This is a genomic window from Rhodococcus sp. T7, assembly GCF_009872365.1.
Lineage (GTDB): Bacteria > Actinomycetota > Actinomycetes > Mycobacteriales > Mycobacteriaceae > Rhodococcus_F.
Window position 1 is genome coordinate 46,323 of sequence record NZ_WXYH01000022.1, and the last position, 22,877, is coordinate 69,199.

Consider the following 22,877-nt stretch of genomic DNA (forward strand, 5'->3'; position numbering starts at 1 on the left):
GTTAAGTATGGTGGGTAAACGCTCGGCGATCAAGGGGCGGGGAGCGAAGATTTCGATTCCTTCGGTATCCGCCCTGGTCTCCGGTGACACACACCGACCAGGAGGGCACCCATGCCACGGCCATCACAGCGACTGCTGTCGCCGGAGATCATCACCGAAGCCGCCATGCGCATGGTGGACCTCACGGGTGATTTCACGATGCCGGGTCTCGCCGAACGGCTGAAGGTGCGGCCCTCCTCGCTGTACAACCACGTGTCCGGGAGGGCGGAGATCATCGAACTGATGCGTGCCCGAATGATGGCGGGCATCGTGGTGGCGGACCCCGACGGCAAGTGGAGCCAGACGGTGGCCGGCCTGGCGCGCGAATATCGGCGCAACTACGCCGAGCACCCTCGGCTGATTCCTCTGTTCACCGCGCACACAGTGCAGTCCGGTGTGGCTTTCGCTCTGTACAACGCTCTGGCACAGGCGTTCTCGGACGGCGGCTTCACGCCCGAGGAGATTCTGCACGCCATCACGACGGTCGACAGTTTCGTGCTGGGGTCGGCTCTGGACCTCGCCGCACCCGAGGTGGTCTGGGCGACCGCCCCGGAGGCGAACGAGTCCATGCGGGCCGCCCTGGCCACGTCCGGGCCGAACCCCGGACGGGCGGATGCAGCATTCGAGTTCGGGCTGCGGACGCTTATCGCTGGCTTGGTGGCGCAGGCTCCGAACGAGCCGTGAGATCGCCCTCGTCCCGCAATGCGGAGGTGTCGCGGTTGAGGGTCTTGCCCTCGAAGAACGCGGGACTGCGGAAGCGCATGATCATCATCAGCACGGCGCCGAGCAGGAGGATGCCGAAGCCGAGGAAGAAGACCAGGCCGATGCCGCCGATGGAGGCGCCGCTCGCGTTGTCCGGGTTCATGCTCTCCTCGATCGAGATCACGAACACCGCGAGCAGCATGAGGCCGCCGAGGAGCGGGAACGCGAACCGGAAGACGATGTTGCGGAAACTCGTGAACAGGCTGTCCCGGAAGTACCAGACACACGCGAACGCCGTGATGCCGTAGTACCAGCAAATCATGATTCCCAGAGCGGCGATCGTGTCGAGCAGTGTGCGCTCGGACAGGAACGTGACCACCGTGTAGAACACCGCGGTGACGACACCGGCGACGACCGTGGCATACGACGGGACCAGGAACCGGGGGCTCACGTCGGCGAGCTTCTTGGGGAATGCGCCGTAGGCGCCCATGGCGAGCATGGTCCGCGCGGCCGGCAGGAACGTGGTCTGCAGGCTCGCGACCGAGGAGACGAACACCGCGAGGAACAGCAGCATGCCACCCCAGTTGCCGAGCACCGGATCGGCGAGGGCGCCGAAGACGTTCTCCGAGTTGTCCGGGTTGCCCAGTCCGAGACCGTCCTCGCCGACGCCGGCGTACATCATCGCGGCGACCGACACGAGCAGGTAGGTCAGCAGAATCGTGATCACGCACAGCAGTCCGGCGCGACCGGGGGTCTTCTTCGGGTTCTTCGACTCCTCGCCCAGCGTCAGGCAGGTGTCCCAGCCCCAGAACGCGAAGATCGAACCCGTCAGGCCGATCACGAACGCGCCGACGGCCAGTCCCGTGAACGGGTTGAACCAGCTCAGATCGAACGACAGCCCGGCGGGGGCGTCCCCGTTGCCGACGTGGACCAGTGCCACCACCGCGAACGCGATGAGCAGGACCATCTGGAAGCCGACGAGCGCAAACTGCAGCTTCTCGCTGGTGGTGATGCCGCGACTGGCGATCCACGTGGCGAGCGCGATGAAGAGCAGGGTGGTGCCGACGTTCACGAATTTGTTGCCGGGCAGGTCCGCGATGCTCGGGGCGTCGAACAGTTTCGCGATGAACAGATAGAAGAACTGCACGGCGATCGCCGCGAGGTTCGAGAGCACGATGATCGTGGCGATCACCATGCCCCAGCCGCACATCCACCCGACGTACGGTCCGAACGCCTTCGTCGACCACGTGAACGACGCGCCGCAGTCGGGGGATTCGGAGTTGAGTTCCCGGTAGGCGTACGCCGTGAGGAACATGGGGATGAAGCCGGCGATGAAGATGGCGGGCATCTTCAACCCGACCGCGGCGACGATCAGCCCGATGCTGGCCGTCAGTGTGTAACCCGGTGCCACGGAGGAGATTCCGAGGATCGCCCCGGCAAAGGTTCCGACCGCGCCGGTGGCCAGCCCTTTGGTGCTCACGGCAACGCCGGACGAGGCCGGTGCGCCTTCGCTGTTCGTCATGTCTGAACCTCCGGTCGGGAACGATCGTGGATCCGGGGTGGGTGTCGCGGACGGTTTACTCACTGTTGGGGAACTCCTGCTTGGGGACGACGACCATGGGCACCGGCAGGACGCGGAGCATCTTGGCCGCGGTGGATCCCAGGAACAGTCGACGAGGTTGGGCGAGACGGCTGGAGCCGACCATGACGAGGTCGCCGTCCTGCCAGTCGAGTTTGCGGACGGCCGATTCGACGGCGTCGCCGTCGGCGATCGTCACGGAGACGGGGAAGTCTTCGGGTAGTGCGGACTTCGCCTCGTCGAGGGTGGACTGCGCATGGGCGACCGCACGCTCGCGGACGCTCTCGGAGGTGTCCCGATGATCGCGAAGGTGGTGGTGCGGGTCCAGTTCGACGAGCGAGACGAGGCGCAGCGGGGTTTCCATCCGCTTGCTGGTCCGCACGGCGGTGCGCAGCAGCACGTCGGCGCCGACGCGCGTCCCGAGTGCGCACGTGACCTCGCGGATCTTCTTCGCGGAGGAATGCCGATGGCCGCGCGGCGCGAGGCAGATGGGCACGTGTGCGGAGTGCAGCAATTCCGTCGACACGGATCCGACCGAGTGCCTGCCGAGCAGGCCGTCACCCGCGGCGCCGACGACGATCGCGTGCGCGTGGAGGCGGGTGACCTCGTCGAGGAGGCCCTGCGCGAACGAGTCGTGGAAACTCAGGTGCACGTCCACGTCGATATCACTCGGCACCGACGACTTCGCCTCGTCCAGCCAGCGCTGCGCGCGGGAGGCGAGGATGTCGTCGTAGCCGGTCTCTGCCGGAACTCTCGCCGGGACCGTGCGGTCCGGCGGGAGAACCATGCAGATGTCGAGCTGTGCGCCGAGACTGCGGGCGAGCTGCGCCCCGAGGGCCAGACCGTCCTGCCCGCTGGGGGTGGCGAGATATCCAACGACCAATCGCATGGTGACGGTTCCGTTCTGTCTCGGGGCGGGGGGTTACGCGAAGCCGACGTACTTGGTCTCGAGGTACTCCTCGATGCCTTCGGTGCCGCCTTCGCTGCCGAGTCCGGACTGCTTGACTCCACCGAACGGCGCGGCCACGTCGGAGATCACTCCACGGTTGACGCCGACCATGCCGCTCTCGAGCTTGTCGGCGACGCGGAACGCGCGTTCCACGTTCTGCGTGTAGATGTAGGCGGCGAGACCGTATTCGGTGTCGTTCGCGGCGGCGACGCCCTCGGCCTCGGTGTCGAATCCGGTGATCGCGGCGACGGGTCCGAAGATCTCCTCGCGGACGATGCGGGCGTTCGCGGGCACCTCGTCGAGGACGGTGGGCTGGAAGAAGTAGCCGGGACCGTCGACGGACTTGCCGCCGGTGCGGACGCGGGCGCCCGCGGCGACGGCGTCGTCGACGAGGGACGCCACGTTCCGGCGCTGCTTCTCGTTGACGAGGGGACCGACGTTGGTGCCGTCCGCGCTGCCCGGTCCGACGGTGAGCGCCGCGATCCGGTCGGTGAGCTTGGTGGTGAACTCCTCGCGCACCGAGTTCGCGACGATGAGGCGGTTGGCGGCGGTGCACGCCTCGCCGCCGTTGCGCATCTTCGCGGCCATCGCGCCCTCGACCGCGGCGTCGACGTCGGCGTCGTCGAACACCACGAACGGGGCGTTGCCGCCGAGTTCCATCGATGTGCGCAGAACCTGCTGGGCGGACTGCTCGATGAGGATCTTGCCGACGCGGGTGGATCCGGTGAACGTCACCTTCCGCAGCCGCGGGTCGGCGAGCAGCGGTTCGGTGACGGCGGCGGCGTTCGACGCGGGCAGCACCGACAGCACGCCGGCGGGCAGGCCTGCCTCGGCGAAGATCTCGGCGAGCAGCAGCATGGTGAGCGGGGTGTCCTCGGCGGGCTTGACGATGATCGTGCAGCCTGCGGCGAGCGCGGGCCCGATCTTGCGGGTGCCCATCGCGAGCGGGAAGTTCCACGGTGTGACGGCGAGGGTGGGTCCGACGGGCACCTTGGTGACCATGATCCGTCCGCTGCCCGACGGCGACGTGGTGTAGCGGCCCTGGATGCGGACGGCTTCTTCGCTGAACCAGCGCAGGAACTCGGCGCCGTAGTTCACCTCGCCGCGGCTCTCGGGGAGGGCCTTGCCCATCTCCATCGTCATGAGCAGCGCGAGGTCGTCGGTGCGCTCGATGACCTTCTCCCACGCCGACCGCAGGATGATCGACCGCTGCCGGGGTGCGGTCGCCGCCCATTCCTCCTGGACCGCCGCGGCGGAGTCCAGTGCGCGCATCGCGTCCTTGCCACCCGCATCCGCGACGTCGGCGATGAGGGTCCCCGTTGCCGGGTCGTATACCGGGAAGGTGCCGCCGTCGATCGGGTCGGTCTGGGCGCCGTCGATCCACAGACCGGTGGGCAGGGTGGCGCGGAGCCGTTCGAAATCAGTCATCGGAGTCCTCGTGGTGGGGATGGTGGTGATCGCACGCCTCCGGGGTGGGGGCGACGTCGAGGGCGGGGTTGCGGTCGAAGAATCCGGCCGGCTTCAGCCAGAAGGACACGGTGTCCGCAGGCATGATCGGCCAGTCCTCCGGCCGCGGAATGTGGTGGATCCCGAACGTGTACCAGAGCACCACGTCGGTGTTCTCGATCGGGCGGTCGGCCGCGGTCCAGGCGGGGAGTCCGTGATCGACCTTGCTCTGGTTCACGAATTCCCCGGCGGGCCAGCGTTCGTCGGGGGAGTTGGGCGTCACCCAGACGGTGTGGCCGATGGCGCCGGTGCGCTGGAAGATGGGGGACGCCGGGTCGAACATCGACGGGATCGCGCCGCCGGGAACGAGTTTGTAGGCGGGGGCGGTGCCGAGCCCGGTGGTCGTGTTGTCGTTGACGACCTTCCACGCCCGCTGGCTCTGCCAGTCGAAGTCCTGCCTGCCTTCGAGTTCGGTGCGCAGCGGGGTGTTCTTCTGGCGCAGTGCCAGACCCAGGGGATTGTCCGGGCCCATCGGCACGATCTCGGTCTCGGTGGCGTACACCGTGTTCTCGGTGCCGTCGACGTCGAGATCGAGCCGCGCGACCAGGAAGTGCTGGTGGAACGGCGCGTACGTGCGGTTGTCGACCAGCGTCCCGCTCGGGTGCTCACCGCCTTCGGGGAAGTGGCTGACCACCATGATCCCGGTGGCGCGGACCTCGCACTCGATGTTGCCGTCCTGGTAGAACCGCCAGTAGACGAGGTACTCGTAGTTCGCGACCGTCACGTGCGTCGACACTGTCAGCCGCCGCATGCGGCGCACCTCGGCGCCGTCGTGGTCGACGTGCTTCCAGAGGACGGCGTTGTCCTCCTCGTGGATGCAGATCGCGTTCTCGATCGTGAACGGCACGCCGTGGCTGTCGTGGAGGACGGCGTCGAGGTACCGGATCTCGCCGAGGCAGTCGCAGCCCAGGGTGAGCGAGGTGGTCATGAACCCGATGCCCCACTCGCCGATGTCGAAGGCGGTGCGGCGGTAGTGATCGGGGCTGGTGTCGCGGTACGGCACTGCCATCTCCGCGAACGACATCCGGTTCGCGATCGAACGCACCCGGCCGTTGTCGTTGTAGGTCACCGCGTGCAGGGTCATGCCCTCGCGGTAGTTGAACCCCACCCGCAGCGACCAGTTCTGCCATTCGAGTTTGTTGCCCTCGAGGGTGAACGACGGTCCCTCCGGCTGGACGATGTCCAACGCCTTCAACGGCGGCCGGGTGCTCGCGTTCCGGATCCGCTCCGGGATGTGGCGGGGCACGTACTCGCCCATGACCTCGGGACGTTCGACGCTGAACGTGTCCTCGATCTCGAGCAGTTCCATCTTGTTGACGTCGATCACACAGTGGAAACCGTTGACCGGGCCCGCATACGGGTTGGCGCCCTCGGCCGGCCGCACCCAGGTGTCCGACCACCCGAGCCGGCGGCCCCTGTACTTCTCCGGGGTCACCGCGTCGCCGTACGTCCACACGTCCATGAACACCAGGCTCATGTCCGTGATCCCGCGTTTCGCGAGCGCGGCGATCACGTCCGGGTGCCCGCGGAGGAAGGCGTCGGCCTCTTCCCATTCGTCGACCGTGAAATTCGCCTGGACGTCCGGGATGTGCTGCCAGGAGACCACGTTGTCTCCGGTTAGCGAGACGAGCGCCTTGTAGGTGTCTCCGCTGCCGCGGTCGAAGCACACGACGATTGCCCGGCGGTCCGGGACGGTGCCCGAACTGTCGAACGCCGACACCGCGGCCTTGTCCGGTTCGGCGAGTTCGATCGACGCGAACCGCCAGCCGTCCCCGACCCCGTGTTCCCGGGCGAGGACGGCCGCGGCCTTCGCGAATTCGTCCGCCCCCAACGGGTCCAGAGGATGGAACGTGCCGGTGGTCGTCCGGGTCATGATGTCTCCTCTGGTCGATGGGTGGGCGGTTCGTGCTCGTGCGCCTTTCCGGTAGTGGTGGCTACCGAAAAGGCGCACGGGTCAGACGAGCGAGCGCACGATCTGCTCGATCACGGTCAGGGCGTCGTCGAGCAGGTCGTCGCCGATCACCAGCGGCGGAAGCAGCCGGATGACGTTGCCGTACGTACCGCATGTCAGCAGAATGACACCTTGTTCGAGCGCACGGGCGGCAATGGCCTTCGTCAGTTCCGCGTCCGGCTCGGTCGTGCCGGGCTTGACGAACTCCATCGCGAGCATCGCGCCGCGTCCACGCACCTCACCGATGACCCCGACCTCGGCGGCGAGGGCCTGCAGCCGCGGCAGGGCCAGGTCGCCGATGTGCTGTGCGCGACCGGGCAGGTCGAACTTCCGCATGCTGTCGATCGCGGCGAGCGCGGCGGCACACGCGACGGGGTTGCCGCCGTACGTGCCACCCAGTCCGCCGGGGTGCACCTTGTCGAGGAGTTCGGCGCGGCCCGTGATCGCGGACAGCGGCATGCCGCCCGCCATGCCCTTGGCCATCGTGATGATGTCCGGGACGATCTCCTCGTGCTCGCACGCGAACCAGGCGCCGGTGCGGGAGAAGCCGGTCTGCACCTCGTCGGCGATGAACACGACGCCGTTGGCGCGGGCCCACTCCACCAGGGTGGGGAGGAATCCTTCGGCGGGAACGATGAATCCGCCCTCGCCCTGGATCGGCTCGATGATGATCGCCGCGAGCGAATCGGCGCCGATCTGCTTCTCCATCTGGCTGATGGCGCGCTGAGCGGCCTGCTCGCCGGTCAGTCCGTCCTGGTCCCGGTACGGGTAGGACATCGGGAGCCGGTACACCTCGGGCGCGAACGGGCCGAAGTGGGCCTTGTAGGGCATCGACTTGGCGGTGAGGGCCATCGTCAGGTTCGTGCGACCGTGGTAGGCGTGGTCGAATGCGACGACGGCGTCGCGGCCGGTGGCGAGGCGGGCGACCTTGATCGCGTTCTCCACCGCCTCGGCGCCCGAGTTGAACAGGACGGTGCGCTTCTCGTGGTCGCCGGGGGTGAGGGCGGCGAGTTCCTCCGCCACGCGGACGTAGCCCTCGTACGGGGTGACCATGAAACAGGTGTGGGTGAAGTGCCCGACCTGCTCCCGGACCGCCTCGGCGACGGCCGGATCGGACGCGCCCACGCTGGTGACGGCGATGCCCGAGCCGAGGTCGATGAGGGAGTTGCCGTCGACGTCGACGACCACACCACCGTCGGCATCCGCCGCGTACACGGGGACGCTGGAGCCGACGCCCGCGGCCACGGTGGCGCGGCGACGTGCGGTGAGGGCCGCCGACTTCGGGCCGGGGAGCTCGGTGACCAGGGCGCGCTTCTGCGGCAGCCGGTACTGGATGTCGTTCATGATGGTGCAGTCCTCAAAGGTCGTGACGTGGATGGGTATGGGTGGGAGCGACGTCAGTCGTTGGAGCTCATGACGTGCTTGATGCGGGTGTAGTCCTCGACGCCGTAGCCGGAGAGGTCCTTGCCGTAGCCGGAGTACTTGAATCCGCCGTGCGGCATCTCGGCGACCAGCGGGATGTGGCAGTTGATCCAGACGGCACCGAAATCGAGTGCGGCCGAAAGTCGTTGCGTGACGCCGTGATCGTTGGTCCACACGCTCGACGCCAGACCGTACCGGACATCGTTGGCGAGGGTCACGGCCTCCTTCTCGTCGGAGAAGCTCTGCACGGTGAGGATGGGACCGAACGTCTCCTCCTGCACGATGTCGTCGCGCTGGTCGACTCCGGTGATCACGGTCGGTTCGAAGAAGAAACCCTGCTCTCCCGAACGCTTTCCGCCGGTGACGATCTTCGCCGACGTGGGGAGTTCGGCGATCTTGGAGCTGACCGCGTTGAAGTGGTTGACGTTGTTGAGCGGGCCGTAGAACGTGTCCGGGTCGTCCGGCAGGCCGGGCTTGAGCGTCTCGGCCTTGCGGACGAGGGCGTCGACGAGCTGGTCGTGGATGGACTCGTGGACGAGGACGCGGGTGGCGGCGGTGCAGTCCTGGCCGCCGTTGAAGAAGGCGGCCTCGGCGATGCCGCTCGCGGTCTTCTCGATGTCGACGTCGCCGAAGACGATCGCGGGAGCCTTGCCGCCCAGCTCGAGGTGGGCACGCTTGAGCTGGCGTGCGGCGGAGACGGCGACGGCGATGCCCGCCCGCACGGATCCGGTGATCGACACCAGGCCGAGGGCGGGGTTCTCCACGAGGGTGGCGCCGGTCTCGCCGTTGCCGAGGACGACGTTGAAGACACCGTCCGGGAGGATCCCCTTGGTCAGCCGGGCCAGGACGAGCGTGCTGTTCGGGGTGGTGTCGCTCGGCTTGAGGACGATCGTGTTGCCCGCGGCGAGCGCGGGGCCGATCTTCCACAGGGCCATCATGAACGGGTAGTTCCACGGGGTGACCTGACCGACGACGCCGATCGGCTCGCGGCGCACGTAGGACGTGAAGCCGTCCATGTATTCGCCGGCGGCCTTGCCTTCGAGCATGCGGGCCGCGCCCGCGAAGAAGCGGAGCTGGTCGGCGCCCACCTTGATCTCTTCGTCGGCGATGACCTGCTTGGGCTGTCCGGTGTTGCGGCACTCGGCCTCGACGAGTTCGTCGCTGTGCGCCTCGATCGCGTCGGCGAGCTTCAGCAACGCGGTCTGCCGCACGCTCGGAGTGGTCTTGCCCCACGTGACGAACGCCCGCTCGGCAGCCTCGACGGCCGCGTCCACGTCGGCCTTGGTGGAGACGGGCGCCCGCCCGACGACGCTCTCGTCCACAGGGTTGATCAAGTCCAGCGTCTCCGTCGCGGATGAGGCGACGAACTCACCGTTGATGTAGTTCTCGAGTACGTCGATCGACATCGGTACCGGTTCCTCTCGTGGGGTCGAAACTCGTGGTCCGCAGCGGTCCGTCGGTGGAACGGTCCGACCGGGGCCCGGAGTTGCAGAACATCTGAAAACAAGTGTGCGCTGTCTCACAAGCCGGAGGCAGCTGACAAAATGGTGAAAGACGCGCCCCCCGCCGCGCCGAGTTGTCCAATCCGGCGTCACCCGTGCGAGCAGGTGTGCCCGGCCGCTCCGGAACCGGCGAACGGCACGTCCGCGGGGGCGCTCGCGACGGCGGCGTCGTGCACGACCTCGCCGCCGACGAGGGTGAGGTCGGCCCGCTGGTCCAGCAGGTCTCCGGGTTCGAGCGCGTAGAGGTCCGCCGACCAGACGACCAGGTCGGCGTGGGCGCCGGGACGGATCACCCCGAGGTCGTCCTCGGCGTGCCAGGCCCACGCGCCGCCGCGGGTGTACGCCCGCAACGCCGAATCCAGGTCCATCCGTTCGTGCGGAGTCCAGTCGGTGCGGCCGTCGAGACCCGAGCGGGTCAGCGCGGAGTAGAGGCCGATGAGCGGATCCATCTCCCCGACCTGCCAGTCGCTGGAGAACGCCAGCGTCGCGCCCGACTCGGCGAGCGAACGGAAACGCCACGCCCGGTCCCACCGGTCCTCCCCGACGTTCTCCATCCACGTCCCCGCGACGAGGTCGGGCGAGCAGTGCCGCGGCTGCATCGCCGCGACGACGCCGAGGTCCCGGAACCGGGGAAGGTCCTCGGGATGCAGGCACTCGACGTGAACGATGCCGTGCCGCCGGTCGGTGGTGCCGTTCACACGGGCCGCGTGCTCGATCGAGTCGAGCGCCAGCCGGATGCCCCAGTCGCCTGTCGCGTGCGTGTGCGTCTGGAAACCGAGACGGTCGAGTTCGGTGAGCATCGCGGTGAACTCCGGCGGCGGCAGGCTCGGCGCTCCGCGGTGGCCCGGCCGGTTCGCGTAGTCGGCGAGCATGGCGGCGGTGTGCGGCTCGATCACGTCGTCGGCGTACAGCTTGACCGGCCCGAGCCGGAGCATGTCGTCGACCGACGCGCCGTCGACGGCCTCCCGCAGGTCCCGGCGGAACGCGGCGTCGGCGCCGACCGGGTGGAACGGGCGGTGATCACCCGTGAATGCATCCGCCCCTCGGCGCGCGCCCGGTACATCAGGTCGAGTTCGGCCAGCGGGACCTGCGGTTCGACGACGGTGGTGATGCCGCACGCGGTCGCCATCTCCAGGCTGGACGTGATCCTCCGGTACCGGCGGTCGGGGGAGTACATCGGGATGTCGCGCTGCAGACCGGCCAGACCGGCCCGCGTCATCGCGCTGGTGTAGAAGTCCGTGACCCAGCCGGTTGGCAAGCCGTTTCCGTCGAATTCCGGACGTCCCCACGGGATCCGGGTGCCGCGGTCGATGCCGAGCTTCCGCAGCGCGGCGTCGTTCAGCCACACCGAGTGCTGGTCGTAGGTGGTGATGAAGACCGGGCGATCCGTGAGGCCGCGGAGGTCGTCGGCGTTCGGCCTGCGCCCGGTCACCACGGAGTAGACGGCGTTCTCGGCGCAGATCCAGTCGAGGTCGGGGCGGGCGGCTGCGTGTGCGCCGATCCGCCGCCGGACCTCCGTGAGGTCCTGTGCGCCTTCGAGACTCACCGCGTCGGGGTCGAAGCCGAGGAGCAGGTGGTTGTGGCTGTCGACGATGCCGGGGGTGACCAGCCGGCCGTGCAGGTCGATGGTCCGCCGGGCCGCCGGGGCGTCCTCGGTGGTCCCGACGTACCGGATCCGGCCGTCCGCGATGCCGACGGCCTCGGCCCGGCCGGGCGCGTCGAACGTGCGGACGACGCCGTTGTTCAGCAGCAGGTCGAGCATCAGCAGGTCTCCTCGGGGGCGGCGTCGAGCAGCAGCAGGTGGGTGTTCTTGCGCGGTCGCAGGTAGAGGGCGAAATAGACGAAGCCGGCGGCGACGAGTCCCAGGGAGATGCCGAGACTGAGCCACTGCTCCGGGTCGAGCAGGGTGACGACGAAGACGAGACCGAGTGCGGCGATGCAGATTCCCGGGGCGAGGGGCCACAACGGCATGCGGTAGCCGGCTCGGGTGGTTCCGCCGCGGCGGTGGTTGATCGCGGCCAGCGCGATGAACAGGTAGGTGAACGTCAGGGTCGACCCGGTGGCGGTGAGCAGGACGTCCAGCGGGACGAAGCACGCGGCGAACGCGATGGCGCCCATCACGACGGTGGCGAGCACGGGGACACGGCCCTTGGTGCTGACGGCCTGCAGCGGCGCCGCGACGGTCTCGGGGAGGGCGCGATCGCGCGCGGCGGCGTAGAGGAGCCGGCCCGCCTGCAGCGTGATCGCGATGATCGCGTTGATCACGGCGAGGGCGATCGAGAGCATGACCACCATGGCGACGGCGTGACCGGCGCGTTCGGTGAGGAAGGCCTCGACGGGGAGGTCGGATCCGAAGAGTTCGGTCTGCGAGCGGGCGCCGACCATGATGGCGATCAGCGGGACGAGTTCGGTGGCGACGGTGATCACGGCGCTCCAGATCACGGCCTTCGCGATCGAGCGGGCGGCGTTCTTGGTTTCCTCGGCGAAGTACACGGCGCCGCCGTACCCGTTGTACGCGAAGATTCCCTGGGTGACGGCCAACATCAGTCCGGAGATTGCGAGGGGTGCGAGCCGGCCGGTGGACGTGTCGAGGACCTCCGGGCTGAGCAGGCTCGACAGCGGCCGTTCCATGTGGACGAAACCGAGGACGGTGAGCAGGGCCAGTGCCGCCATCTCGACGCCCAGGAAGGCCCCGGTGAGCCACGCGTTCGTCCGGATGTCGAAACACGCGGTCACGGTGGTGATCACGACGACGACCAGTGCGGTCTGCTGCGGCGACAGTCCGTGGATCGCGACGCCCAGATAGTCGGCGACGCCGAGGGCGAAGACCGCGATGATCAGCGGCAGCGAGATGAGACTGATGAAGAACGTGGCGACGCCGAAGGCCGGTCCGAGTGCCCGCGACACCAGCGAGTAGTCGCCGCCGGCAACGGGATACGCGGAGGCGAGTTCGGCGTAGCAGAAGGCGATGAGGATGCTGACGATGCCGGCGATGAGGAACGCCCAGAAGACGCCGGTGCCGAACAGGGCGAGGGCGGAGCCGCCGAGGATGAAGACGCTCGACGCCGGTGAGATCGAGGACAGGGTGATCAGGATGTTTCCGCCGACGCCGATGCTCCGCGAGAGTGAGGCCTCGTAGGCGTCCGGGGCGGCGGGGGGAGTGGCGGTGGGTGGCCGGGCGGTCTGGTCCATGAGCTGTCCGTTCGGGGAGAGTGAGGGGGGAAATAGTTTTTTGACAGACCCGTCAAACAACTGGGCCGAGTGTCACAGATTTCGACGACCTGGATGCGCTTCTCGCCGAGGCCCATCGGGCGGGCACCGAGCGCTACTGCGATCAGCGCGACGAGGCGGTGGCCGCCCAGACGTCGTACGCCGCCAAGTTGAGGACGGCCATCGACGCGGGCCTGCCGAGCGGGCCCGACGACACCCTGATGCGGCTGCTCTACGAATTCGACTTCATGTCGGGCACTTCGGCGCTGCACGACGAACTGGTCCGGAAGATGTATCTGCGGCAACTCGCGACGTACCGCGCGATCCTCGGCGACGGACACGCGTCGGGGGAGTTCGCCGTGAACGGCGACATCGACCAGGCAGCCATGAACCTGGTGGCCCTCGAGGACGCGTACGGTCTGCACATCGTCGGGGGAAACAGTCTCATCACCGTCGACGCCGCGCGCACGGCCATGCTGGGATTCTGCGAACAGATCGGCTGCGGCGTCGCGAAAGACGCCGCAGCCGAACGGGACTGACCGGAACGGCTACGCCGGGAAGCTGCCCGCCACCTCGGCTTCGTGGCGCACCGCACCGGCCACCACGGTCAGCTGCACCCGTGCGGTGAGCAGGGAATCGGCGCCCGCGGTGAACGGATCCCCGTCGAGGACCACGAAATCGGCGGCCTTGCCCTCGACGAGCTGACCGGTGAGGTCGTCCCAGCGGCACGAGTAGGCGGCGTCGCGGGTGGCGTGCGCGAGCGCGTCCGCCATCGGCAGCGCGTACTCCGGCAGGTTGGGTGCGAGCGCCGGATCGATCGCGGACCTGCGCGTCGTCGCGATGTACATGTTGGGCAGCGGGGGATGCGGTGCGGTGGGGGCGTCGGACCCCAGCGCGAGGACGGCGCCGGCCGCCGTCATCTCGGGCCACGGAAACGCCCGCCCGACCCGATGGTCGCCCAGCATCGCCCGCCAGTTCTCCTGGATCGCGGGATCGGCGTGCACCGGTTGCATCGAGGCGACGACGCCGAGCCGCGCGAGCCGCTGCACGTTGTCCTCCGTGATCGTCTCCAGGTGTTCCATCCGGTGCCTGCGCGGGCGAATTCCGTTGGCGGCGACTGCGTGTTCCAGCGCATCGAGCGCGATCTCCGACGCCTCGTCGCCGATGGCGTGCATCGCCACCTGCAGTCCGGCGGCGTCGGCGGCGGCGACCACCGGTGCCAGCGAGGCGAGGTCCCAGATCGGTTCGGCGTTCGTGCCGTCCGAGTACGGTTCCTTCATGGCGGCGGTGCAGCTGTCGATGACGCCGTCGATGATGACCTTGATCCCGGCCATCCGCAACCAGGGGCCCTGCAGGCGCTGCTGGTACTCCGCCGCCTCGTGTACCTGGCGGATGTTCTCCTCGTCCGAATCGGTGCGTTCGATCAGCCAGTGCCCGGCCACCCGCAGCGGCAGTGTGCCGTCGCCCGCGGCCAGTGCGCGTTCGAGCGCCGCGACCTCGTCCGCGCCGAGCGCCATGTCGACCGCCCCGGTGACGCCGTCGACGAGGTACTGCTCGAAGGCGGCCGCGAGGGCGGTGTCCCGTTCGTCGTCGCTGATCACCTTCGCGAGGGCGGGCCACACGATCTGGGTCACCGCCGTCTCGAACAGCATGCCGGTGGCCTCGCCGGTGTCGGGATCGCGCTCGATGCGGCCGCCGATCGGGTCGGGGGTGTCCGCGTCGATCCCGAGTTCGCGCAGAGCGGCGGTGTTCACCCACGCCGAGTGCACGTCGTTGGAATCGAGATAGACGGGTCGGTCGGCTTCGGCCGCGTCGATCATCTGGCGCGTCGGCGGGTGCCCGTCGAGTGCGGAGAACAGCCAGCTGCGGCCGAGGAGCCGGGGCGCGTCCGGGTTCTCGGCGGCGAACCGGCGGATGCGGTCCTGGATGTCGGTCAGGTCGGCGGCGCTCTGCAGGTCCACCTTCTGCAGGGCCTGTCCCATCATCAGCAGGTGGGTGTGGGCGTCGATGAAGCCGGGCAGGACGAACGCCCCGCCGAGGTCGACGACGCGGGCGTCGCCAGACAGCGTGTCGGCGGTCGCGGTGTCGCCGACGTACGTGAGGCGGTCGCCCCGGACGATCATCGACTCGGCCCAGGCCGGTTCGGCGGCGGTGAAGATCCGGCCGCCGCGGTAGTGGGTCGTGTCCGTGTTCATGGTGTTCTCTCTTTCCGTCAGACGACGACCGAGGTGGTGTACCGGGCGGTGGGATCCTGTCCGGGTGACGCGGAGGCCTGTTCGGTGCGCGTCGACAGGCGCGCGATCCAGACGATCGGCACGAGCAGGACGACGCTGATGCCCGCCAGGACGAAGCCGAACGCGACGTACCCGACGGCGCCGGTCACGAGCGTGCCGAAGAGCGGGGCGAACGCCGACCCCACCAGATAGGTGCCGAGGAGTGGGGCGGACCAGCGGCCGGACGGGTCCAGCGCGGCGGCGATGGCCACCACGTAGATGAAGGCCGCGGCGTACACCGTGTTCCAGGCGATGATGAGCACCAGGTACGTCGTCGAATCGGTGGCCAGGCAGGAGCCCAGCTTGAGGGCCGCGCCGAGTCCGAGGAGGACGGCGGTGGGGACGGTGCGGCCGAGGCGCGAACCGAGCGCCGTGAGGACGAGGGCGGCGCCGATGCCGCCCGCGGTGGACAGGCTGAGGGCCAGACCCATCTGCTGTTCGGTCAGGGACGCGTGTTCGGCGCCCATGATGCCCGACACCGCCCACAGCGAGTCCTCGCCGATCGCCCAGATCGCGAAGAGCACGAGGAGGGAGAAGCCGGCGACGGCCAGTTTCTTCTCGGTGACGCCCTGGGGCAACGGGGTTCGCGTGTGTGCCGTGCTCGGCTCGTCGTCGTCCTCGTTGACGGCGGGGGCGGACGGCAGCCAGGTGATCGTGAACACCGTCGCCAGCGCCAGCACCGCGACGATCCCGAAGGCGTTGGTCATGTGCAGGCCGAGGATCGGGATCAGCGCGAGGACTCCGGTGACCGCGGTGCGGTTGACGAGCCCGTTGATCCCGGACACCCGGTTCGGATTGTTCAGCGCGGCCAGGGCGGCCCCGCCGACCGCGACCGCGCCACCGGCGCCGATCCCGCCGACGATGACGGCGGCGCACGCGACCGGCGCGGAGTGGACGAGGGCGGCGACGCCGAACCCGGCGGCCATCACGACGAGGCTGACGCGGCCGAGTAGGTGGCGTGAGCGGCCGGCGGCCCAGCGGGTGGTCGCGAGGCAGACGAGCGCGGTGGCGAGCATCGAGCCGGTGAGGACGGCGCCGGCGACGGTCTGGGTGACGCCGAGGTCGTCGACCATCGCGATGATCATGAGCGGGATGAGATTGGCCGTGATGTAGCCGACGACGAAGACGCTGAAGGTGGCGATACCGCGGCCGAGGGTCAGGGGGACGCGGACGGCGGCGGTCACGTGGGATTCCTGGGGTGGGACAACGACAACTCCGGGTCTCGGGTGGCGTCCCGCGTGAGACGTGGGTCACTTAGCGAATGGGATTCGTTAAGTATGCGGAGGGTGTGCCCCGGGCGCAAGAGGGCAAACGAACTTGATTCGTTAATGTTGCGTTTCGGCGTTGTTCGAGGTCGGCGTCTGACACAATGGAGTAGTCGTCCGTGCTCAGCTGGCCAACTTGTCCAGCGCCATCCCGATTCCGACCGGTCAGGGTGGCACGGACCCGACCGCACACTGCGCAGGAGCCGACATGACCGTTCCCGTTCGCTGGATGTTGTCCCAGCCGGACCTGGCTCTCGAACTGAAGGGTGGCGCCGCCGGTCTCGGCAACGAGATCACGTTCGCCCACACCACCGAACTGCAGGACCCCTTCCGCTGGCTCTCCGGCGGCGAACTGCTCCTCACCACCGGTATCCGGCTGCCGCTGACGGCCGCCGACCGGGGGCGGTACCTGCGCGGACTCGGCGAAGCCGGGGTGGCGGCCGTCGGGTTCGGCACCGGACTCTCCCATCCGGAGGTGCCCGAGGACCTCGTGATCGTCGCCGACGAGATCGGGCTGCCGCTGCTCGAGATTCCGCTGCCCACCCCGTTCGCGGCTGTGGTCAAGAGGGTCATGAACCGTCTTGCGGAGCAGGAGTACGAGGCGGTGCTGCGCGCGTCCCGGGCCCAGCCGCGGATGACCCGCGCCGTCATCCAGGGCGGCACCGGCGCCACCGTCCGCGAACTCGCCGTCGCCACGTCGTCCACCGTCCTGCTCCTCGACCTGTCCGGCCGGGTGCTGGAGGCGCATCCGGCGCAGCCCGCGGAGGACGTCCTCGGGGAACTGCGCGACGTGCTGGAGGCGGGCACCGGCGGGGCGTCGAGCAGCGTGTCGCTCGCGCGCTCGGGCGCGTCGATCACGGTGCAGCAGATCAGCGTCGGCAGCACCCCGCACGGCCACCTCGCCGTGATCAGTCCCACCGCGCTCAGTCACGTGGACCAGATCTTGCTCGGTCACGCGAACTCGTTGCTCGCGTTGGATTTCGAGAAACCGGTGCGGCTCCGGACAGCACAGAACCGGCTCAATTCGCACGCCCTCGGCCTGCTGCTCACCGAGGACCGCGACCTCGCGCCCGCGTGGTCACAGATCCGGCACGCCGCCGACGCGGACGGGATGATCCGCGGACTCACGGTCGTGGCGGAGACGCCGGCGCTCGCGGAACGGGCGGAGTCGGCGGTCGCGGTGGCCATGAACAAGGCCGGACGGCAACTGTTCTCGCGCAGGCACGATGCGCGGGTCACCGTCCTGTTGCGCGGAACCGACGACGTGGACTTCGCGCGGGCGATGCTGCGCAGTCTGTCCGCCCCGGAGCGGAAGGCCATCCGTGCCGGGCTGAGCGGGCGGCGGGAGATCGCCGGACTCGTCGCGGCCATCGAACAGTCCCAACTGGCCGCGTCGGCCGCCGAGGCGGGCGCGGATCCGCTGGAATTCGCGGCGCTGACCGGCAGCGCGCTGCTCGCGTTCAGTTCGACACGGGAGGTGCTGAACTCGCTGGCGGACACGATGATCTCGCCGATCGACGACTACGACCGCACCAACGGCACCGAACTGCTGGGGTCGCTGCGGGCATTCCTCGAGGCGAACGGGCACTGGGAGTCGGCGGCGGCGACGATGGGCGTGCACCGGCACACGCTGCGCAGCCGCATGGCGCGGATCGAGTCGCTGATCGACTGCAGGCTGGACGTGGCGCGGGTACGCGCCGAACTGCTGCTCGCGATCATCGCCCGGCAGTCGTGACTGCCGGGCGATGACCGGACGGGATTACTTTCCGAGGCGGGCGACGATGTCCGCGGCGGTGCGCTGACCCATCCGGACGGCGCCGTCGACGTGCTGGTAGCCCTCGGCGGCGATGTCCGAGCAGGAGAAGTGGAACGGTCCGACCGGTGTCCGCGTGTCCTTGCCGTACCGGTGCAGGCCACCGAGGTCGAAGCTCGCGGCGTACGCGCCCCGGGTCCATTCCTCGGAGCCCCAGTCGGACTCGTAGTACACGACCGGCTCGGCGGCCTTCGGTCCGAGGTAGCGGGCGAGGGAACCGACGATGGTGGCGCGGCGCTCCTCCTCGCTCAGTGCGAACATCGCGTCGGCCTTCTCGTCCGACACGAACGCGACGAGGGTGCCGCGGGTGTCCTCGTGGTTGGTGTTGTCGTACACCTCCTGCACGACCTCGGAGGCGCCGAATCCGGTGCCGGACAGGCCGTCCGCGCGCCAGAACGGGGTCTCGTACACGGCGTGCACCTTGATGACCAGTCCCAGCGACTGGTGCTGGTGCATCTGGTGCTGGCGGCGCGGCAGCGGCGGGTCGTAGGAGATGCGGGAGTACAGGTTCGGCGGGACGGCGAGGATCACGCGGGAGGCCTCCACGCGAATGTCCCCGTCCGCCAGTACCACCGCGCCGTCCTCGCTCCACCGGACGGTGCGCACGGGGGCGTTCAGGAAGACGTCGTCGCCGAGGGCGGCCGCCATCCGGATCGACACCTGCTGCATGCCGCCGATGACCCGCTTGTCGAGGATGAAGTCCTCGTCCACCAGGTGCGAGAACGATCCGGCGGACGCGGCCATCAGCACCGCCTGCAGCGCGGAGAACGCGTGCGCGGGCTTGGTCAGCATGCCGCCGGCGATGAACAGGCCGATGTTGTCGCGGGCCTCGGCGTCGTCGGACTGCTCGATCAGCCAGTGCTTGAACGAGATCGTGTCCAGTTCGCGGGCCAGCGGATGCGCCCACGGCTCCTCGGCCCCGATCTGCGCGGCGAGGTCGTCGAGGATCTGGACCAGGCGGTCCATCTCCTTGCGAGTGGTCTCGTCGACGGGGAACGACTCACCGGTGTAGCGGGTGCGGTCGCCTGCTGCCGAGATGTAGACGGATTCGCCCTCGCGGTACCGGTCGAACGTCTCGAGTCCGAGTTCGTCGAGCAGCGAGATCAGCGCCGTCTGGTCGGGGGACACCCACTGGCCGCCGATCTCCAGCATCGCGCCGTCGATGGTGTCGGTCCAGGTGCGGCCTCCGACGCGGTCGCGCGCCTCCAGGACGGCGACGGACAACCCCGCCTTACGCAGCGCCGTTGCTGCGGCCAGGCCGGACGGGCCTGCGCCGACGATGGCGACATCACGTTGGAGAGTAGGCACTTTCGAGCTCCTTTGGTTGAAGTGCTGATCGGTTCGGGAAAGGTGGTTCTGGTCAGCAGCGGGTCAGCGCGAGCGACAGTTCGGCGTCGATGACACAGATGCTCGAGTTGTCCACGCGGTCGAGGCTGCGCAGTTCGCCGAGCATCTGTGCCAGGCGGTCCGCGGCGGTGGTGTGTTCGGTGAGCCAGTGGGCGACGGCGTCGGCGGCGGTCGTCGCGGGCGAGGCGCCGCGCAGGACGAGCCCGATCAGGCCGTGCCAGTGCTCCTGGAGGTTGTCGACGAGGACGGCACCCGCCATGGCCTCCCAGTAGGCGGTCCCGGTCTCGCCGACGGAGAATCGTTCCGACAGCCAATCGAGGCCCACCACGCGGCCGAATTCGCGGTACGTCTCGGCCACCTGGGTGATCGGCACGTCCAGCGACTGCGCAGTGGTCTCCAGGGCGAAGGCCTGCGCCAGGATCCGCAGCGTGGCCAGGTCCTGCGCCGGCGCACCGGTGAGGCGTGGCAGCGCGGCCGTGAGTTCCTGGACCGGCTTCGCGAAGCGCTCGATCAGCTCTTGCGCATCCGTGCCACGGTGCCGCAGCAGCCACGACGTCGTGCGCTCGATCAGGTCCTGGATGCCGAAGTGCAGGTTCAGCCGGGTCCGGTGCGACGCGCCGGGCAGCGTGAGGACCTCGTTCCACAGGCGGTCGATGTCGAACACCTGCCGGACGACGGCGTACGCGACGGTGATCTCGGGGGTGCCGACGCCGAGCCGCTCCTCCAGCCGGTGGATCAGGCCCGGTCCGACGCGGTCGATCATGTCGCCCGCCACGATGACGGCCACGATTTCCCGGGCGAGCCGGTGCCCGCTGATCTGACGGGGGACGCGTTCGCGGATGGGGGCCGGGAAGTAGTCGGCGAGCACACCGTCGAACACCGCGAAGTCGAGCACGGGGGAGGCGAGCAGTTCGGTGACGACGAGGTTCTTCGACTGCGCGAGCAGAACGGCGATCTCCGGCCGGACCAGTCCCTGGCCCGCGCGGTGCCGCGCGGACAGCTCCGCCGCCGACGGCAGGACCTCCGCGGCCCGGCTGATGCCGGCGTCCCGCTCGAGGTTCTCGATCAGCCGCTCGTGGCGTCCGAGCAGGAACGGGGCGTGGACCTCGGCCAGGCTGATCGCGAGAGTCTGGGAGGCGGCGTCGGCGAGCACCGATTCGCCGATCTCGTCCTGGACCCGGGCGAGCAGCGTGTTCCGTTCCGCCGCGGGGAGTTCGCCGACCGCGACGGCGGCGTCCAGCGCGACCTTGAGGTTCACTTCCCGATCCGACGTGGCGACGCCGGTGGCGTTGTCGATGAAGTCGGCGTTGATCCGGCCGCCGTTCAGCGCGTACTCGATCCGGGCGCGCTGGGTGAGACCGAGGTTGCCGCCCTCGCCGATCACCGCGGCGCGCACATCGCTCGCCTCGACCCGGACGGCGTCGTTGGCCGGGTCGGCCGCGTCGGCGTGCCCCTCGGTGGACGCCTTGACGTACGTGCCGATTCCGCCGTTCCACAACAGGTCCACGTCCGCGGTGAGCAGAGCCTTCACGACCTCGTGCGGGGGGAGTTCGGTCGCGGTCACGCCGAGCCGTTCACGCACCTGCGGCGACAGCGGGATCTTCTTCGCGGTCCGCGGCCACACACCGCCACCCGCCGAGACGAGGCTGCGGTCGTAATCGTCCCAACTGCTGCCGGGCACCGCTGCGAGGCGCTCGCGTTCGCGGTAGGACGCCTCGGAATCCGGTTCGGGATCGAGGAAGATGTGCCGGTGGTCGAACGCGCCGACCAACCGGATGGCGCGGCTGAGCAGCATGCCGTTGCCGAACACGTCCCCGGACATGTCGCCGATGCCGACCACGGTGAACGCGTCCGTGTCGACGTTCTTGCCCATCTCCGCGAAATGCCTGCGCACCGAGACCCATCCGCCGCGCGCCGTGATGCCCATCGCCTTGTGGTCGTAGCCGGCGGACCCGCCGGACGCGAACGCGTCACCCAGCCAGAACCCGCGTCGCGTCGCGATGCTGTTGGCCAGATCGGAGAACCGGGCCGTCCCCTTGTCGGCCGCCACCACCAGATACGGGTCGGACTCGTCGTAGATCACCGTGTCGCGCGGATGCACGACCTCGCCGTCGACGATGTCGTCGGTGACGTCGAGCAGTCCGTCGATGAAACTCGTGTACGCCGCGCGGACCGCGTCCGGGGTCGTCTCGGTGCGCACCACGAACGCGCCCTTCGCGCCCATCGGGACGATCAGCGAATTCTTCACGTGCTGCGTCTTCATCAGACCCAGCACCTCGGTGCGGAAGTCGTCCTTGCGGTCCGACCAGCGCAGGCCGCCGCGGGACACCGGACCGCTGCGAACATGGCTGCCCTCGACGATCGGCGAGTGCACGAAGATCTCACGGTACGGCGTCACGGCCGCGGACAGCGACAACAGCGACGGGTCGATCTTGAAGGCCGCAGGGGCGGCGCTGATCGTGCGGTCGTGGCGGAACCAGTTGGTGCGCAACACCGCCGAGGTGAACGACAGCAGTCCGCGGAGCAGCCGGTCCTCGTCCATCGTCGCGGTGCGGTCGATCGCGGCGAGCAGCACCCGCCCGGCGCCCGCTGCGGCACTCTCACGGTCGGAGCCGGCGACGGCGGGATCGAACCGGGCGGTGAACAGGTCGCGGAATCCGCGAACGAAATCGGTGTGCCGCAACAGGGTCGCGACGATGTTCGGTTCCGACAGTCCCAACCCCACCTGCCGGAGGTACCGGCACGCCGCCCGGACCAGGACGGCGTCCGTCCACGTCAGGTTCGCCGCGGCGACGAGGCGGGTGAAGCCGTCGACCTCCAGATGTCCGGCGGCCGCGGCCTCGAACGCGTCGGAGAGCAGCCCGGGAGTTTCGGCGTCCCAAGTGAAGTCGCCGGTGCTGAAGTCGAACCGGTGGACGAGCGGGCTGCCGGACTCGCCGTCCGGCAGCTGTTCGTGGGACGCGACCCGCAACCCGAGGTCGGCGAACAACGCGACCAGTTCCGCGAGCAGCGGGGTGCCCTGCGGCCACACCATCACGGCGGCCGGCTCGAGCCATGCATCCGCGGAGTCGACGAAACGCAGCCGCGGGGTGGTACCTCCGGACGCCAGGACCGCGCTCGACACGGCGGCCTCGTCCCGCCGTGGACCGGGTGTGTCGGTCGTGCTCGGAATGACACCGGTATAGCTCATCGTGTGGCTCCTGACCCCTGATCTGACGAACGCGTGACTGGGAACCAGTGTGTCGGGGAGAGACGCACGCCACATCCGACGAAGTGGAGCGTCGTGTGTCGGTGGGCGCGACGTTTCGGCACCCGTGAG

The 22,877-nt window shown here is 69.1% G+C and carries 14 protein-coding genes and 1 pseudogene; 3 read left to right on the forward strand and 12 right to left on the reverse strand.

The genetic code is table 11. From position 1 onward, the window contains the following. Positions 1–111: 111 nt before the first annotated feature. On the forward strand, positions 112–723 hold the full coding sequence (locus MLGJGCBP_RS03335) for a TetR/AcrR family transcriptional regulator (RefSeq protein ID WP_160094052.1): 612 nt from the start codon (positions 112–114) through the stop codon (positions 721–723). Here MLGJGCBP_RS03335 and MLGJGCBP_RS03340 read toward each other — a convergent pair. The 8 genes and pseudogenes from MLGJGCBP_RS03340 to MLGJGCBP_RS03375 all read right to left on the reverse strand — a co-directional run bounded on the left by MLGJGCBP_RS03340 (position 683) and on the right by MLGJGCBP_RS03375 (position 12,842). Then, positions 683–2,263: an APC family permease gene (locus tag MLGJGCBP_RS03340; RefSeq protein WP_087558692.1), complete on the reverse strand. Its 1,581-nt coding sequence runs from the start codon at positions 2,261–2,263 to the stop codon at positions 683–685. The genes MLGJGCBP_RS03335 and MLGJGCBP_RS03340 overlap by 41 nt on opposite strands. Positions 2,264–2,318: 55 nt before the next feature. Then, entirely contained in the window at positions 2,319–3,209 is an 891-nt protein-coding gene (locus MLGJGCBP_RS03345) for a universal stress protein (protein ID WP_087558691.1), read from the reverse strand. 33 nt (positions 3,210–3,242) lie between these two features. Further along, a complete protein-coding gene (locus tag MLGJGCBP_RS03350; protein WP_160094053.1) occupies positions 3,243–4,697 on the reverse strand; it encodes an NAD-dependent succinate-semialdehyde dehydrogenase in 1,455 nt (484 codons plus the stop codon). Then, positions 4,690–6,648 (reverse strand): primary-amine oxidase, encoded by a 1,959-nt coding sequence (locus MLGJGCBP_RS03355; RefSeq protein ID WP_160094054.1) that lies wholly within the window; start codon positions 6,646–6,648, stop codon positions 4,690–4,692. Before MLGJGCBP_RS03355 ends, MLGJGCBP_RS03350 begins: the two co-directional genes overlap by 8 nt. Positions 6,649–6,729: 81 nt before the next feature. Continuing rightward, a complete protein-coding gene (gene gabT, locus MLGJGCBP_RS03360) occupies positions 6,730–8,070 on the reverse strand; it encodes a 4-aminobutyrate--2-oxoglutarate transaminase (RefSeq protein ID WP_087558688.1) in 1,341 nt (446 codons plus the stop codon). A gap of 53 nt (positions 8,071–8,123) precedes the next feature. Then, the gene (locus MLGJGCBP_RS03365; protein WP_087558687.1) at positions 8,124–9,554 is read right to left on the reverse strand and encodes a gamma-aminobutyraldehyde dehydrogenase; all 1,431 of its coding nucleotides are present in this window, start codon (positions 9,552–9,554) and stop codon (positions 8,124–8,126) included. Positions 9,555–9,739: 185 nt separating this feature from the next. Next, positions 9,740–11,412 (reverse strand): annotated as a pseudogene (locus MLGJGCBP_RS53665) (amidohydrolase). After that, a complete protein-coding gene (locus MLGJGCBP_RS03375) occupies positions 11,412–12,842 on the reverse strand; it encodes an APC family permease (RefSeq protein ID WP_160094055.1) in 1,431 nt (476 codons plus the stop codon). The pseudogene MLGJGCBP_RS53665 and the gene MLGJGCBP_RS03375 overlap by 1 nt, the downstream one beginning before the upstream one ends. 158 nt (positions 12,843–13,000) lie before the next feature. Between MLGJGCBP_RS03375 and MLGJGCBP_RS03380 the strand changes: the two genes are divergently transcribed. Beyond that, complete coding sequence (locus MLGJGCBP_RS03380; protein WP_236580900.1) at positions 13,001–13,399, forward strand: TetR family transcriptional regulator C-terminal domain-containing protein; 399 nt, start codon at positions 13,001–13,003, stop codon at positions 13,397–13,399. 9 nt (positions 13,400–13,408) lie between these two features. Here MLGJGCBP_RS03380 and MLGJGCBP_RS03385 read toward each other — a convergent pair whose 3' ends face one another. Next, complete coding sequence (locus MLGJGCBP_RS03385) at positions 13,409–15,055, reverse strand: amidohydrolase (RefSeq protein ID WP_160094056.1); 1,647 nt, start codon at positions 15,053–15,055, stop codon at positions 13,409–13,411. A 17-nt stretch (positions 15,056–15,072) separates the two neighbouring features. Beyond that, the gene (locus tag MLGJGCBP_RS03390) at positions 15,073–16,317 is read right to left on the reverse strand and encodes an MFS transporter (protein WP_160094057.1); all 1,245 of its coding nucleotides are present in this window, start codon (positions 16,315–16,317) and stop codon (positions 15,073–15,075) included. A gap of 289 nt (positions 16,318–16,606) precedes the next feature. Here MLGJGCBP_RS03390 and MLGJGCBP_RS03395 point away from each other — a divergent pair, with 289 nt between their 5' ends. After that, positions 16,607–18,133, forward strand: coding sequence for a PucR family transcriptional regulator (locus tag MLGJGCBP_RS03395; protein WP_160094058.1), 1,527 nt, complete (start codon positions 16,607–16,609; stop codon positions 18,131–18,133). Between the two features lie 24 nt (positions 18,134–18,157). Here the strand turns inward: MLGJGCBP_RS03395 and MLGJGCBP_RS03400 are convergent, their stop codons facing one another. After that, positions 18,158–19,519 (reverse strand): flavin monoamine oxidase family protein, encoded by a 1,362-nt coding sequence (locus tag MLGJGCBP_RS03400; protein WP_160094059.1) that lies wholly within the window; start codon positions 19,517–19,519, stop codon positions 18,158–18,160. Positions 19,520–19,571: 52 nt separating this feature from the next. Continuing rightward, positions 19,572–22,748: an NAD-glutamate dehydrogenase domain-containing protein gene (locus MLGJGCBP_RS03405; RefSeq protein ID WP_160094060.1), complete on the reverse strand. Its 3,177-nt coding sequence runs from the start codon at positions 22,746–22,748 to the stop codon at positions 19,572–19,574. Between the last annotated feature and the right edge of the window lie 129 nt (positions 22,749–22,877).